The sequence below is a fragment of the Flavobacterium gelidicaeli genome, from assembly GCF_013294005.1.
Classification (GTDB): Bacteria; Bacteroidota; Bacteroidia; order Flavobacteriales; family Flavobacteriaceae; genus Flavobacterium.
Genome location: NZ_JABSNK010000008.1, coordinates 9477 through 25590, shown reverse-complemented (window position 1 = coordinate 25590; position 16114 = coordinate 9477). Strand labels below are relative to the sequence as shown.

Annotated in this window: 4 protein-coding genes; 2 read left to right on the top strand and 2 right to left on the bottom strand. The window is 33.4% G+C overall.

Going from position 1 to position 16114, the window contains the following annotated elements:
* Window positions 1-16: 16 nt before the first annotated feature.
* Window positions 17-370: a four helix bundle protein gene (locus HNP99_RS12505; RefSeq protein WP_173853725.1), complete on the bottom strand. Its 354-nt coding sequence runs from the start codon at window positions 368-370 to the stop codon at window positions 17-19.
* A gap of 69 nt (window positions 371-439) precedes the next feature.
* On the bottom strand, window positions 440-1834 hold the full coding sequence (gene leuC, locus HNP99_RS12500; protein WP_173853724.1) for a 3-isopropylmalate dehydratase large subunit: 1395 nt from the start codon (window positions 1832-1834) through the stop codon (window positions 440-442).
* A 788-nt stretch (window positions 1835-2622) separates the two neighbouring features.
* Here leuC and HNP99_RS12495 point away from each other — a divergent pair.
* Together HNP99_RS12495 and HNP99_RS12490 are read left to right on the top strand one after the other, a co-directional pair.
* A complete protein-coding gene (locus tag HNP99_RS12495; protein WP_173853723.1) occupies window positions 2623-3699 on the top strand; it encodes a helix-turn-helix domain-containing protein in 1077 nt (358 codons plus the stop codon).
* 297 nt (window positions 3700-3996) lie between these two features.
* Window positions 3997-16068 carry an MBG domain-containing protein gene (locus tag HNP99_RS12490; protein WP_173853722.1) on the top strand — a complete coding sequence of 4024 codons (12072 nt, stop codon included), beginning with the start codon at window positions 3997-3999 and terminating at the stop codon, window positions 16066-16068.
* Window positions 16069-16114 lie beyond the last annotated feature (46 nt).

Sequence of the window (16114 nt, the reverse complement as noted above, 5' to 3'; positions counted from 1 at the left end):
GGCGGGGACTGCGATATTATTGATTTAACTTAAGTCGTAATTGATAAATTTGTTTTCTTATTTGAATTATTTTGCTAGCTAAACCCTGATGTAGTTCAATGTTTAGATATTTCAAGTCAGAAGTAAGTAATAGTAAATATTCAACTTCAGAACAGGATGCAATTGCAATATTCAAATATCTAGCAAATTCTTTTTCAGAATTAGAACCACAACCTTCGGCGAAATTTGTTGGAATAGAGGATGTTGCTCTTCTCAATTGACTTGTTAATCCAAACAATTCTTCTTTTGGAAATTCTTTTGTAACCTGATAAATTTCAAGTGTGAATAAATGACTATCCTGCCAAACATTGTATTTTCTAAAATCTCTCATAATTATCTGCTTTGAGCTTTCGGCAATCTGAAAAAAGCCCATTGCCCAAGGCTCATAGCTGATTGCTTTCTAAAAAAGATCTCTTGGATCAGTCAATTTTCCAGTAACCGCTGCTGCTGCTGCCATGATAGGAGAGGCTAGCAAAGTTCTTGAACCTGGACCTTGACGACCTTCAAAGTTTCTGTTTGAGGTACTTACTGCATATTTTCCAGCGGGTACTTTGTCGTCGTTCATCGCTAAACAAGCTGAACATCCCGGTTGACGCAATACAAATCCAGATTCTGTTAGAATATCAAGCAAACCTTCTTCTTTAATTTGTGCTTCAACTACGTGTGATCCTGGAACCAACCATGCGGTTACGTTGTCTGCCTTTTTACGACCTTTTACAATATCAGTAAACGCTCTAAAATCTTCAATACGGCCATTTGTACAACTTCCTAAGAAAACAAAATCAATAGGTTTTCCTATCATCACATCGTCTTCATTGAAACCCATGTAGGCTAACGACTTTTTGTAAGTTTCTGCACCACCTTGTACTTGACTAGCTGTAGGGATATTTTTTGAGATACCTATTCCCATTCCAGGATTGGTACCGTAAGTGATCATTGGCTCTATGTCTGCGGCGTCGATATTTAATTCAGCATCAAATACAGCATCATCATCTGTTTTTAATGTTTTCCAGTAAGCGACTGCTTTAGTCCAATCGTCCCCTTTTGGAGCATACAATCTACCTTCAAGAAAGTCGAATGTTTTTTGGTCAGGAGCAATCATACCACCACGAGCACCCATTTCGATAGAAAGGTTACAAACAGTCATACGGCCTTCCATAGACATTTCTTCAAATACATTCCCAGCGTATTCAGCAAAATAACCTGTTCCACCAGAAGTAGTTAATTGAGAGATGATATATAAGGCAACATCCTTTGGTCCCACACCTTTACTCAAAGTACCATTTACGTTGATACGCATTTTCTTTGGTTTGGGTTGCATGATACATTGTGTTGCAAGTACCATTTCAACCTCTGAAGTTCCAATTCCAAAAGCAATTGCTCCAAAAGCACCATGCGTAGAAGTGTGTGAATCTCCACAAACAATAGTTGCTCCGGGTAAAGTAATTCCGTTTTCAGGACCTACCACGTGTACGATTCCGTTTTTAGGATCACCTAATCCCCAGTGCGAAATACCGTATTCGGCAGCATTGTCTTCTAATGCTTTTAATTGATTTGCTGATAAAGCGTCTTCAACAGGTAAGTGTTGATTAATTGTAGGTGTATTGTGATCTGCAGTTGCAAATGTTCTTTCAGGGTATAAAACAGATACATTTCTAGATTTTAATCCTAAAAATGCAACTGGGCTGGTAACTTCATGTATGAAATGACGGTCAATAAAAAACACATCTGGTCCATCTTCAATTTTACGTACAACATGTGCGTCCCATACTTTGTCAAATAATGTCTTACTCATTTTATTAATTTTAAATTGTAATTTTTACAATAGCGGCTCTTCTAGCTTTTGTAATAGAAAACAAAATTAGAAAAAGGGACCAAAGTGTCAATTTCGATATTTCATTTTATACGATACCCAAAGTGTGATTCTATAGCCATGGAGTTCTTTATTTTAGAATCTACATTTAAAGTTCAGAATTAGGATAGTAATTTTTGCTAGAGTAAATATTAGAAAAGCTTTGTTTGTGTAAGTTTTGTTTTTATTAATAGTGTAATTTAAACTTATTTTAATGAATTATTTTTATAAGAAAAATGATTTTGATTCATTATTTTAATGATTTGATAATTAAATATCTTTTAATGATTCAGGTTTGAGGTTTTTGTTTAGAGGTTTAAAGAGACTTTAAATTCCTTTTACTATCTTTTATTTTACCTCATTATTACGACGTTCAAAAAATGATTATCTTTTATTTTTATTTGCTTATTAGGATTTATAATCTTTATCTAGTCTTTGAATACAATTTGTTTTATCAGGGCAGAATGAAAATACGTTTACGGTAAACCGAATAAATAAAATGAGTTAAAATTAGCTATTGTTTTAAAGATAAGTTTTTTCACTCAAATAAGTCTTAGTAATGCTTTTAAGTTGTAAATAGGTGTTTATACGTGTTTTTTAAAACCATAATTTTTTGTTAATTTGCAATGAATTTATTCCTTTTTAATGTGGTTTGTTTAGTCTGTCTTAGGTTTGTCAATTAGATGAATCGTATTTGAGGCTTAAACTATGTGGGAGTTTAAATTAAAAGTATGAGTTTATCCAAGTGGTTTCAATATATTACACCTAATTTTAAGTTCTATCGGGACGGTTTTTTTGAGTTTCCCTTTGTAGCAAACACACCTGAATTATTCATAGAATCAACAATAAAATCTCCAGGGAGTAAACATATTGCAAAAGAACAGTTAGTAGTAAGGAATAATCCTTTTATTAAAGGAGCTATGCGTTACCGTAAAATTGATGAAGGTTTATGGCTTACCATAACAAATGTAGAATTCAAACACGATAGCGTGATTAAATCAGTTTATGCTCCGGATATTCCTAGTGATCACTATTCAATAACCTTTACAGTTTTTGAGAGCGAAGTGCAATTGAATAATGTGTTTATTGATAAGATGCCTTTTCAGAATAAATTCTGGGCATTCAAAAAGCCAGGTGTTGATGTAGGTGCCTGTTTTTACAAAGGCTCTAAATGCTTGTTTTATATTTACTACGTAAGTCCTAGCTGGCTTCATGAAAATATTCCTTTAGATCAACTAGATACTAAGCTTCCTTTTAAAAAGTTTTTAGACTCAGATAAAGGCTTTGTTTCCTATCAAGACATTGTGCCCAACGCGGTGGAATTATCTCAAGAAATTTTAGATACTTTTAAAACGTTCAATACTGATATTTTAAACAAAACCATTTTGAAGGGACAATCATTAAGTTTGTTAACTTCTTTTTTTAAGAATGTTTTTGCTGATAATCGCGATGATGATTATCAAGGTAAAGGTTCTGTTGATTATAAAAAAATAGCAAAATGTGAATTGTTGATTACAACAAATTTATCCAAGCCTTTCATGGGTATTGATGCATTAGCCGAGAAACTCTATATCTCAACTTCAAAATTAAAAAGCGACTTCAAATCAGTTTACGGGACCTCAATTTTACAATATATTATTGATAAAAAAATGCAACTAGCGATTGAGTTAGTTAAAAATACTGATATGCAAATTAAGTTCATTGCGTTAGAAGTAGGTTACGAAAGTCATAGTAAATTTAGTGCTGTTTTTAAGAAAAAGTTCGACAAACTTCCGTCAGAATTGCGTCCTGAAAATATGGTAAATTAAATCGTTTTTTTAAGATTTAAAATTATCGCTACCGATTAAAGGGAATTGTGCAAACTGTAATTTTTGCGTTTATCTTTTTTTTTCCTATGTGCATCCCTTTCGAAATCATAAATTCATGTTTTTTTTCCTTCAAAAAAAATATAATAATGTCTGAATGGGCTGTTGATTTGTCCGAATGGGCTAATTTAAATTAGTTGTGGTACATTAATTTTGCTGCCTTAAATCAAGATTCCTAAAACAATCAAGAATACGGTTTTCATTTTTTACATTACTTAAACAAATCTAAATATAATGCTTATGAGAAAAATTACTTTAACAATTACCTTATTTTTACTGATTTTTGCGCAAGTAGTTCTAGCTCAAACAATAAAATATGTAAAGGTAGGTGGTTCTGGAACAAAAGATGGAACTTCATGGAGCAATGCTTCTGACAACTTACAGAAAACAATAAGTTTATCGAGCGGGGATACACAAATATGGATAGCTAAAGGAAAATATACTCCTAAAGTTGCTTTATCGCCTAACAATAATCCACAGGATAGAGACAATACTTTTGGTTTAAAGAAAGATGTTAAATTATATGGAGGCTTTAGTGGTGTTGAAACAAGTATTACAGACAGAAACATAGCAAGTAATGAAACCATCCTGAGTGGGGATTTAGGTGGAGGTAATTTTGCATATCACGTAATGCTTATCCATGCAATTGACGCTAATGAGAAGTACTACTTAAACGGACTAACTATTAGTGATGGTAAGTGTAATGATTCTGGATATTATAATATATCTGAAGAAATTAGCAGTAGTATTTCTGTTAATGATCAAGTTAAAAATAAATACCCAGATTGGTATGTTGCTATGACCGAAAGTCCTTATTACAACTTTGCTTCAATAGGTTTGCAATTAGCAGGAGAGAATGCCTTACCTGGCGTTGTTGAAGTGCCTGGAGGTAATGCTGTATGGGTGCAAATATCTAAAACATCTTACCCAAAAAGTAAGGGAGGCGGAATATATAATATAAAGGGAGAATTAAAATTAGAAAATGTCACTTTCAAAAATAATAGCGGTATTCTTGGTGCAGCTTTAAGTACAGAACTAGGAGGTAGAACCACCATTAATGACTGTACTTTTGCGAATAATAAAGCCACTAATAATGGAGGTGCAATTGTTAATACTGAAAGTTATTTGACGATTACAGGAGGAACATTTAACAATAATAGTGCGCTTTTAGGGGGTGCTATTGTTGATGATAATGGAAAACTTTTAAGCATTAAGAAGGTTTATTTTGTTGATAATAAGGCGATTAGCAATCAAACGGATTTTGGATTTGGAGGGGCGATTTTTATTGAAAAAGTAACTACGGATCAATCAGCTGGACGAGTCATAGATGGTTGTACTTTTGAAGGTAATACTGCGCACTCGGCTGGTGCTATTTATGCTGGGCCTAATATTAGTAAACTTGAAATTTATAATTCTACCTTTAGTAAAAATAGTGCTTTGGTAGAGGGAAACGAAACGCAAATTGATGGAGGAGGTGCCATTAAACTTCAGAAAACTATAAATACAGTATTAGAGTCAAATGATTTTGATGATAATTTAGCTACAAAGGGTATAGGAGGTGCATGCATAGTAGAAGAAACAAATGGTGTTGTATTTAGAAAGAATACATTTTCACGTAATATATCTTTGTCAGGAGGTGCTTTATACTTATCTAGAAATAGTAATATTTCAATCAAAACTACAAATACATTTACTAAAAACAGTGCAACAAATACAGTTAATCTTACTAATGCTGGATTAGGAGGTGCCATAGGTTCTCTAAATAATTTTAATATTGAAATCGCTACAGCTACTTTTACAGAAAACACGGCAACTATACATGGAGGAGCAATTTATTTTGTATCGAGTACAGATGGTTCTAAAACTTATACTAACACTATTAATGGTAATACTTTTGATTCTAATAATGCTGTAAAGGTTGGTGGTGCATTATTTGTAAGTTCAGCTGGTAAAACTATTGCAGGTCAACTAGCTATAAATAATAATACTTTCAATAATAACAGTTCTAATCTAGCTGGGGGTAGTATTTTTTTAAATTATGCAATAGCAACTCAAATAGAAAAAAATACATTTACAGGAAATAAATCCTATTTAGGTGCTGTTTTAGATGTTGAAAGTACTGCAAAAACATTATTTTTCAATAATACTGTTAAAAGTAATGTTGGTACTACAAGTGCAGAAGGAAATACGGGAGGTGTAATTACTACAATTGCTGGGGAAAATAAATTATATAATAATGTTTTTACCGGGAATTCTGGCTTTACAGCTGTTTTTCATACTAATTCAACTGTAGATCTTGTAAATAACACGGTTTGGAAAGAAGTTTCCTATGATGGTATTTATTTGTTTAGTAAAAATGTAAAGATTTATAATAATATTTTAGTAGATGTTAGTGGGCCAAATGCTTCTTCGGCTGATGTTAAAAATAATGCTTTTAAATATGATCCTGATTTTGTAGGTAAAAACAACAATGTTCAAGAAGGTAATTTGTATTTTGTTGATGAAGCAAATAATAATTTTAATCTAACAGGTTGTAGCCCTATATTAAATAAAGGGGATAGTTCATTATATTCAGATAACTATGATAAGAAAGACATTTTAGGGAATACTAGAAAAGTAAATGCCATTGATATTGGTGCTTACGAAAATAAATTAGGTGTTTCTGGTAAAACAGCGCCAACGGTTGTTGCCACACAAGCTTTTTGTAATGAAACTATTGTAAATAATTTACAACCAAGCGGTACGGCTTTTAAATGGTACAGTCAAGCTTCAGGAGGAAGTTCGTTAGCCAATAATACGTTTTTAGTTTCAGGTACTACCTATTATGCAAGTCAAACTATTGATGGTTGTGAGAGCGAGAGAGCAGCTGTTGCAGTGTCTATAAGTTCCACCGTGGCGCCAACTGCACAATCTCCACAAAATTTTATTATTGGTCAACAAGGTGCTAAAATTGTGGTAAATGGTAGTAATCTAAAATGGTATACGCAAGAAGCAGGCGGAACAGCATCAACGGTACTCCCTTCTTTAAATATGGCATCCGAAAATTCTGCTACCTATTGGGTGAGCCAAACCAATGCTAATAATTGCGAAAGTACTAGAACAAAAATAGTTGTTAATGTAACAAAAATACCGCTTACAGTTAAAGCTATTGATAAAATAAAGGTATATGATGGTAGTGTTTATGGAAATAGTAATTATACCGTAACATATGCTGGTTTTGAGTCTGGTGATAGTGTGTCAAATAGTATTACAGGTGAACTTGCTTTTTCAGGTACTGCTACTCTTGCAACAGAACCAGGTAGCTATAAAATTATTCCTCAAGGCATTTCTTCTAACAAGTATACGGTTTTGTTTGAAGAAGGAACCTTAGAAATAAAATCAAATTTAATTTTAACAGATAACACTTTATATGTAAAACAAAGTGGAAATGGAGATGGTACTTCGTGGAATAGTCCGTTAAATAATTTAGAGTTGGCTTTAACAAGAGCTACTAATATTAATAAAGTTCATACAAGTGATGCTGATTCTAAAAAAGTTAAAAGAATATTTGTCGCAAAGGGTACGTATCAATTAGCTGCAGGCAAATCATATGTCATGCCTAATAATATTGAAATATATGGTGGCTTTGACCCAGACAATGGTGTTATCAACCTAACAAATCAACGTATTACAGGTATTTTAAATGATGGAAGTGTTTTAAGAGGTAGTAGTGCCTCGGTTATTAAAAATGATAACAATAGTTTAACTAATACAGCTGTTTTAAACGGTTTTACGATTACAAACGGTACTGCAATTAATGGAGGTGGTGTCTATAATAAAAATGGGTCTCCAAAATTTGAAAACTGTATCATAAAATCAAATAATGCTACTGTAAATGGAGGGGCTGTATATAATGAAAAGGCCAATACAACATGGATTAACTGTTTAATTATTAACAATACAGCGCCTAATGGAGCGTCTATTTACAACGATGCCTCTTTACCTACTTTACTTAACACCACTATAGCGGATAACACGGGTGCACAAGGAGCAACATTTTATAATGCAAATGGTTCATCTCCAAGAATTGTAAATACAATTAGTGTTAAAAACAGTTCAGATATTGTTAATAATACTAGTACGCCTAATTATGAAAATAGTTTAATTCAAGGTATAAATGGTGTAACGAGTACCACGAATGTTTTTAATACGGATTATACTTTATTAGCCGTTAGTCCTGCTCTAAATGCAGGTGCAAATAACCCAAGTAATATTAATTTTTTCCCATCCAAAGATTTAAAAGGGAAATTGCGTATTATTAACACTACGGTTGATATGGGTGTTTTTGAGAGAAATATAACCCAAACAATAACCGCTGCTAATATCACAAAAAAATATGGTGATGCAGCATTTACACATGGTACAGCATCAAGTGGCCTGCCACTGGTGTATGTTTCTTCTAGCAATACTGCTATTGCTACAATAGAAGATGGAAAAATTAAAGTAGTAGGTGTTGGAACAACAACTATAACGCTTAATCAACCTGGAAATGATATATATGATGCTGCGCCTAATGTAACTTTTATATTAACATCAGAAAAAGCAACATTAACTGTAAGTGCAGACAATAAAGTTAAACTTCAGGATGGAAATGTCTTTACTGGATTCACAGTATCTTATTCTGGGTTTGTTTTTGATGATAATTTAGCCAACAGTTTAAGTGGTACTGTAAACTATACAGGTACAGCGGTAGCTACTACGGCTATAGGTATTAATTATATTATTACTCCATCTGGTTATTCTTCTACTAAATATGATATTATATATACCGACGGTAACCTAAGGATTGAGCCTAATCTTATTTTAACGAATGGCATTATGTACGTTAAAAAAGGTGCTACTGGAAATGGAACTTCTTGGGCTAATGCTTTAGGAGAAGTTAGGGACGCTTTAGATATTGCGACAATAATTAATTCAAGTACAACACCAGGATCAACTAAAGCAACAAATATATTTGTATCTGTTGGGTCATATTCTGCAAATAGCGGGCAAAGTTTTAAAATGCTCGCAGGTGTTAGTATATATGGTGGTTTTGATCCTGATAATGGCATTACAACACTTACTCAAAAAAGAAAATTTGCAAAAAGTATTCTTTCATCAGGTAGTGACAATAGAGGAATAACAAATGATAATAATGGGTTAACTAATGCCGATATTATTGATGGATTTACAATATCAAATTCTGGCTCTTCTGGTGTTAATGTTTTGGCATCAAATCGAGGCGCAGGGATATATAATAAAAATAGTTCTCCTACCATTGTAAACTGTATAATTAAGGATAATCAAATGTTTCCCTTCTTTTATGAAATCCAAACATTTGGTGGTGGCATATATAACGATAACAGCAATCCTGTGCTTATAAACTGTATAATTAAAAATAATAAAGTTGGAGTTGACCGTAGCGGAAATTTCAATGGGCATGGTTCGGCAATCTATAACGCCAATAATAGTAACCCAAAATTATACAACTGTACAATTACAGATAATAAATCCATATCTCTAAACAATGCAAATGCGCCTGCTATTTTTAATGATGCGAACTCAACTACTTCACTTTATAATTCTATATATATGAATAATAATATTGGGGTATCTACAGGCATACTATCATACAATAGTATTGTTCAAAAAGATACTAACATATTAGAAGGGGTTTATAATAATTCTGCAACCGTTGCTAATTTGGATCAAATTTTTAAAGTAAATAGTACAGATTTGAAAGAAGATAGTTTTGCAAAAGATAAAGGTAATAATACATATTATTCTTTTACCAATTTATCTGCTTATGATATTAATGGGTATAATCGTTTATCTGGAACTATTGATGTTGGAGCAGAAGAATTGCGTTCAGTACAAATTATTACCGCTGCAGATATAACAAAAACCTATGGAGAAATAGATTTCACTCATTCATCAGCTTCAGTAAATAGTAGTTTGCCATTAACGTACACCAAAAGTAGTGACATTACTGTTGCTGCTATCAAAGACGGTAAGATTAATATACTAAAAGCGGGTACAACTACCATTACTATTGCTCAAGTTGGTAATGAAAACTATGCTCCAACAGAAAAAACCTTTGTTTTAACTGTAGGGAAAGTAACGTTAACTGTAAAAGCAAACGATAAGGCTAAATTTGCTAATAATGCCGCAATGCCAAATGCAGATTATGATGTGAGCTTTAGCGGTTTTGTTTACGCTAATGATCGCTCTAAGTTAACAGGGTCACTACTGTATTCAGGTAGCGCTATAGGAAAAAAAGAAATCGGTATTTATACTGATGGCATCATACCTAGTGGTTTGTCTTCCAATAATTATGATTTTGTCTATCAAAAAGGAACTTTAAAAATCCTACCTAATACTACGTTGACAAACAATACCTTATATGTAAAAGAAGGTGCTGTTGGTGGTGATGGATCCTCATGGCAATTAGCGTTAAACGATTTGTCATTAGCATTGCGCAATGCCACCATACTTAATAGCGCAACAGCAAAAACTGTTGATCAAATCTATGTAGCTAAAGGGACTTATACTCCAAAATATAGTGTCAGAGATGATTCTAACTTTATTGATGAAGGAAAAGATAATAGTTTTTTAATAGTAGATGGTGTTAAATTGTATGGCGGTTTTGACGGAACTATTGCTAATGAAAATATAGTAGATCGAAAGATTCAAGAGAATAAAACTATTCTAGATGGTACAGCTACAAGCTATCATATCATTACCGTTTCTAATGCAACAGCTAATAACGAAATAGATGGTTTTACTATCTCAAAAGGTGCGGCTGCGGGTTCAGATATAGGAAGCGTAGCAGTAAATGGAAAACCAATTACTAGAATATATGGAGGAGGAATACGTGTACATAGTTCCAATGTTATTATAAAAAACTGTGTTGTATCAGAAAATTCTTCTGGTGTTATAGCGGGTGGTATGTATGTTACAGATCAATCAAATGTCTCAGTATATAATACTCTTTTTTACGGTAATGGAGCTTATCACTATGGAGGAAATGCTAGTTCAATAGCAATAAACGCTTCTAATATAAAAATTGTTAATACTACTTTTGGAGATGTTGGCTCTGGTGATGGTATAGTTTACGCATCCCATATTTCTACTTCGGGTGTGTCTAATTTAGAAGTGTTTAATTCTATATTTAGAGATAACTCATTTAATAATGATATAATCAGGTCAGGAGGAACAATTACAATTAAAAACTCTTTGTTGTCTAAGACTCAAGTCCAATACAGCTCAATGACATTAGCTAATAATAGTTATTCACAAGCTGCTGATTTTGTAGATACAACGACAAATAACTTTGCTTTAAAAAATACATCTATAGCTATCGATAAAGGAGACAACACGCTTTATGATTTATCAATTGCAGGTAATAAAGATATCGCAAATAGCAGTCGTGTTCTTAACAGTAAAGTAGATATGGGTTGTTATGAGTCTAAAATAGCACAAACGATTACTGTTGTTGATGTCACTAAAAAATATACAGATGCTGACTTTGTAATAGGTAGTGCATCTAGTACTTTGCCACTTACTTATAGTAGTGGTAACAAAGCGGTAGCTTACATAACAAAAGACAATGAAATTCATATCGTAGGGGTTGGTCAAGCCACAATCACGATTGCTCAAAATGGAGACGAAACCTATGGATTTGCAACTAAAAATTTTACACTTACCGTTGAAAAAGGAGATTTTTCTGCCACTTTAATCTCAGAAACATATACTTACGATGGTTCTCAAAAATATCTAAATATTACAGGTTTACCAACAGGAACCAGTGTATCTTATGATAATAATGGACAAATAAATGCAGGAGAATATACTGTTAAAGCAACTATTAGTGGAGGTCAAAATTATAATGATAGTACCATATCTAATACGCTTAAAATTAATAAAACAGACCTTTCAGGCCTAACATTTAATACAGGGACATTTACTTATGACGGTTTTGAGAAACACCCAGTAGTATCGGGAACTTTACCTGAAGGAGTAACTGTAGTTTATTCAAACACCCAAAAGAATGCTGGTACATATAGCGATGTAAAAGCTACACTTTCGGGTGTCAATTACAAAGTACTTGAGTTAAATACTTCTATGACTATTAATAAAGGGAATCTTTCGGATGCCATATTTTTAGTAGAAAAAGAAGAAGTGTATGATGGTACTGTTAAAGCACTATCGTTAGACGGAATTCTTCCTGATGGAGTTACTGCAACTTATACAAATAATTCCAATAGCAATGTTGGCTCTTATAATGTTACAGTTAATATCAATGGAGGTCTAAATTATAATAACAAACAGCTTATTGCCCAATTAACAATTTTAAAAGGGAATTTAGATACCAATGTAGTTTTAACACCCATCACCTACATTTATGATGGAAATGAAAAATCATTAATTATTGATGGTGTTCTTCCAGATCAGGTTGTTGTAAGTTATTCTAATAACAATAAAGTAAACGTGGGTACTTATAAGGTATATGCTGTATTAAGTAAATTAAACTATAACGATAAAATATTAGAAGCCGTTTTAATTGTAGAACCAAAACCTTTAAATGTTATATCGCAAGGTGAAATATCAAAAGTTTATAATGCTAATGCTATTATAACATTAAAGTCTAATGATTTTGCTTTAAACGGAGTAGTTAGCGGTGATGATGTAATGTTAAAAAATCCAGTTGCTGGTGAGTTGAATAACAAAAATATAGGAGAAAATAAAGCAGTTACCATTATCGATTTAAAGCTATATGGAGCCGATTCTAAGAATTACATCTTAAGTACTACCACTTTAACAGCAACTATCGGTACGGTTACATCTAAAAAATTAAATGTTTCACTAAAAGGAAGCGTAACCAAAATTTATAATGGAACAACTGTTGCAGATTTATCAGCGACTAATTATGAACTTACAGGAGTTTTAGAAAATGAAGTAGTAATTCTAAACAACCCATCATTAGGAGAATACGGCACAAAAGACATCGGGGAAGATAAAACGATAACGGTTAGTAACTTGACAATTAGCGGAGTTGATGCTTCAAATTATATCTTAAGTTCTCAAACAGCATCGGGAAAAATAGGTGTAATTACTAAAAAAGTAATTACAGTAACTGCAGATGCAAAAACAAAAGTATATGGAGAAGAAGACCCTAGTTTGACTCACACGGTTTCGCCAAGTTTAGAAACAGGAGATTCATTTACAGGATCTTTAACAAGAGCTACAGGAAGTAATGTAGGTACTTATGGAATCACAAGTTCTTTGAGTAATACTAACTATGCTATAACGTATGTGCCAGCTGATTTCACTATCACTAAAAAAGCCATTACAGTTACCGCTGCTGCTAAAACAAAAGTATATGGAGCAGAAGACCCTAGCTTGACGCACACGGTTTCACCAAGTTTAGAAATAGGAGATTCATTTACAGGATCTTTAACAAGAGCTACAGGAAGTAATGTAGGTACTTATGGAATCACAAGTTCTTTGAGTAATAGTAACTATGCTATAACGTATGTGCCGGCTGATTTTACGATCACGACAAAAGCCATTACAGTTACCGCTGCTACTAAAACAAAAGTATATGGAGAAGAAGACCCTAGTTTGACTCACACGGTTTCGCCAAGTTTAGAAACAGGAGATTCATTTACAGGATCTTTAACAAGAGCTACAGGAAGTAATGTAGGTACTTATGGAATCACAAGTTCTTTGAGTAATACCAACTATGCTATAACGTATGTGCCAGCTGATTTTACTATCACTAAAAAAGCCATTACAGTTACCGCTGCTGCTAAAACAAAAGTATATGGAGCAGAAGACCCTAGCTTGACGCACACGGTTTCACCAAGTTTAGAAATAGGAGATTCATTTACAGGATCTTTAACAAGAGCTACAGGAAGTAATGTAGGTACTTATGGAATCACAAGTTCTTTGAGTAATAGTAACTATGCTATAACGTATGTGCCGGCTGATTTTACGATCACGACAAAAGCCATTACAGTTACCGCTGCTACTAAAACAAAAGTATATGGAGCAGAAGACCCTAGTTTGACTCACACGGTTTCACCAAGTTTAGAAACAGGAGATTCATTTACAGGATCTTTAACAAGAGCTACAGGAAGTAATGTAGGTACTTATGGAATCACAAGTTCTTTGAGTAATACTAACTATGCTATAACGTATGTGCCGGCTGATTTTACGATCACTACAAAAGCCATTACAGTTACCGCTGCTGCAAAAACAAAAGTATATGGAGCAGAAGACCCTAGCTTGACGCACACGGTTTCACCAAGTTTAGAAATAGGAGATTCATTTACAGGATCTTTAACAAGAGCTACAGGAAGTAATGTAGGTACTTATGGAATCACAAGTTCTTTGAGTAATACTAACTATGCTATAACGTATGTGCCGGCTGATTTTACGATCACGACAAAAGCCATTACAGTTACCGCTGCTACTAAAACAAAAGTATATGGAGCAGAAGACCCTAGTTTGACTCACACGGTTTCACCAAGTTTAGAAACAGGAGATTCATTTACCGGATCTTTAACAAGAGCTACAGGAAGTAATGTAGGTACATATGCAATTTCAAGTTCTTTGAGTAATACTAACTATGCTATAACATATGTGCCCGCTAATTTTACTATCACTACAAAAGCAATCACAGTTACCGCTGCTGCAAAAACAAAAGTATATGGAGCAGAAGACCCTAGTTTGACTCATACGGTTTCACCAAGTTTAGAAATAGGAGATTCATTTACAGGATCTTTAACAAGAGCTACAGGAAGTAATGTAGGTACTTATGGAATCACAAGTTCTTTGAGTAATACTAACTATGCTATAACGTATGTGTCGGCTGATTTTACTATCACTACAAAAGCCATTACAGTTACTGCTGCTGCTAAAACAAAAGTATATGGAGCAGAAGACCCAAGTTTGACGCACACGGTTTCACCAAGTTTAGAAATAGGAGATTCATTTACAGGATCTTTAACAAGAGCTACAGGAAGTAATGTAGGTACTTATGGAATCACAAGTTCTTTGAGTAATACTAACTATGCTATAACGTATGTGCCGGCTGATTTTACTATCACTGCAAAAGCCATTACAGTTACCGCTGCAGCTAAGACAAAAATTTACGGAACTGCTGATATTGCTTTAACGCACACTGTTTCACCAAGTTTAGAAACAGGAGATTCATTTACAGGATCTTTAACAAGAGCTACAGGAAGTAATGTAGGTACTTATGGAATCACAAGTTCTTTGAGTAATACTAACTATGCTATAACGTATGTGCCCGCTAATTTTACTATCACTACAAAAGCCATTACAGTTACTGCTGCTGCAAAAACAAAAGTATATGGAACAACAGATCCTAGTTTGACTTATTCGGTATCACCTAGTTTAGTAAGTGGGGATTCATTTACTGGGTCTTTAACGAGAACTGTAGGAAGCAATGTAGGAACGTATGCGATCGCAAGTGCTTTGATTAATACGAATTACGCTATAACATATGTACCCGCTAATTTTACAATTACTAAAGCAGATCAACAAATTACTTGGAATCAATCCTTAGAATCAGACTGTGGAAGTTCAGCACCAATTATGTTGACTGCTACTTCTTCAAGTGGTTTACCAATAAGCTATACTTCATCAAAAAATAATGTTGCCGCTGTTTCAAGTGGTGTGTTGAATTTTGCAAATTATGGTTCTGCAACGGTTACTGCTACGCAATCAGGAAATGTTAATTATAATGCTGCCACTGTTGTTACTGTATCAGTTTTAAATAGCCAGCCCAATTTAATCAGACAACAATTCGATAATGTTATCTTCTTTGACAATAGTTCGAATAGTTTTAAATCATATGCATGGTATAAAAATGGTGTTTTAGTTTCAGGACAAACGGCTCAATATTTTAAAGATAGTGGAGTTTTAAATGGTACTTATTATGCAATGGCTACTAAAATAGACGGTACAGTTGTAACAAGTTGTCCGTTAACTTTTACACCTTCTATTGAACAAGAGTATTTAAAAATTGCCCCTAACCCAGTTAGAAGTGATTCAAGTTACCAACTGTTTACTAACGTAAATGAAGTCAAGTTACAAAATGCACGTGTTACAGTGTTTAATATTCTTGGAGCACAAATTAGTGACATGGCTGTAAATAGTAATACAGTTGATATGAATTCGCCTAGTGCTGAGGGAATTTATATTGTGAGATTGACTTTGGCCAGCGGTAAGTACTTTACAAAAAACCTTCTAGTTAGAAATTAAATAATTGAAGACTAATCTATCTTATTATTAAAATAGGAATAGATTA

Coding starts and splice junctions, on each gene's coding strand:
- HNP99_RS12505 (WP_173853725.1), bottom strand. CDS start 370: ATGAGAGATTTTAGAAAATACAATGTTTGGCAGGATAGTCATTTATTC.
- leuC (WP_173853724.1), bottom strand. CDS start 1,834: ATGAGTAAGACATTATTTGACAAAGTATGGGACGCACATGTTGTACGT.
- HNP99_RS12495 (WP_173853723.1), top strand. CDS start 2,623: ATGAGTTTATCCAAGTGGTTTCAATATATTACACCTAATTTTAAGTTC.
- HNP99_RS12490 (WP_173853722.1), top strand. CDS start 3,997: ATGAGAAAAATTACTTTAACAATTACCTTATTTTTACTGATTTTTGCG.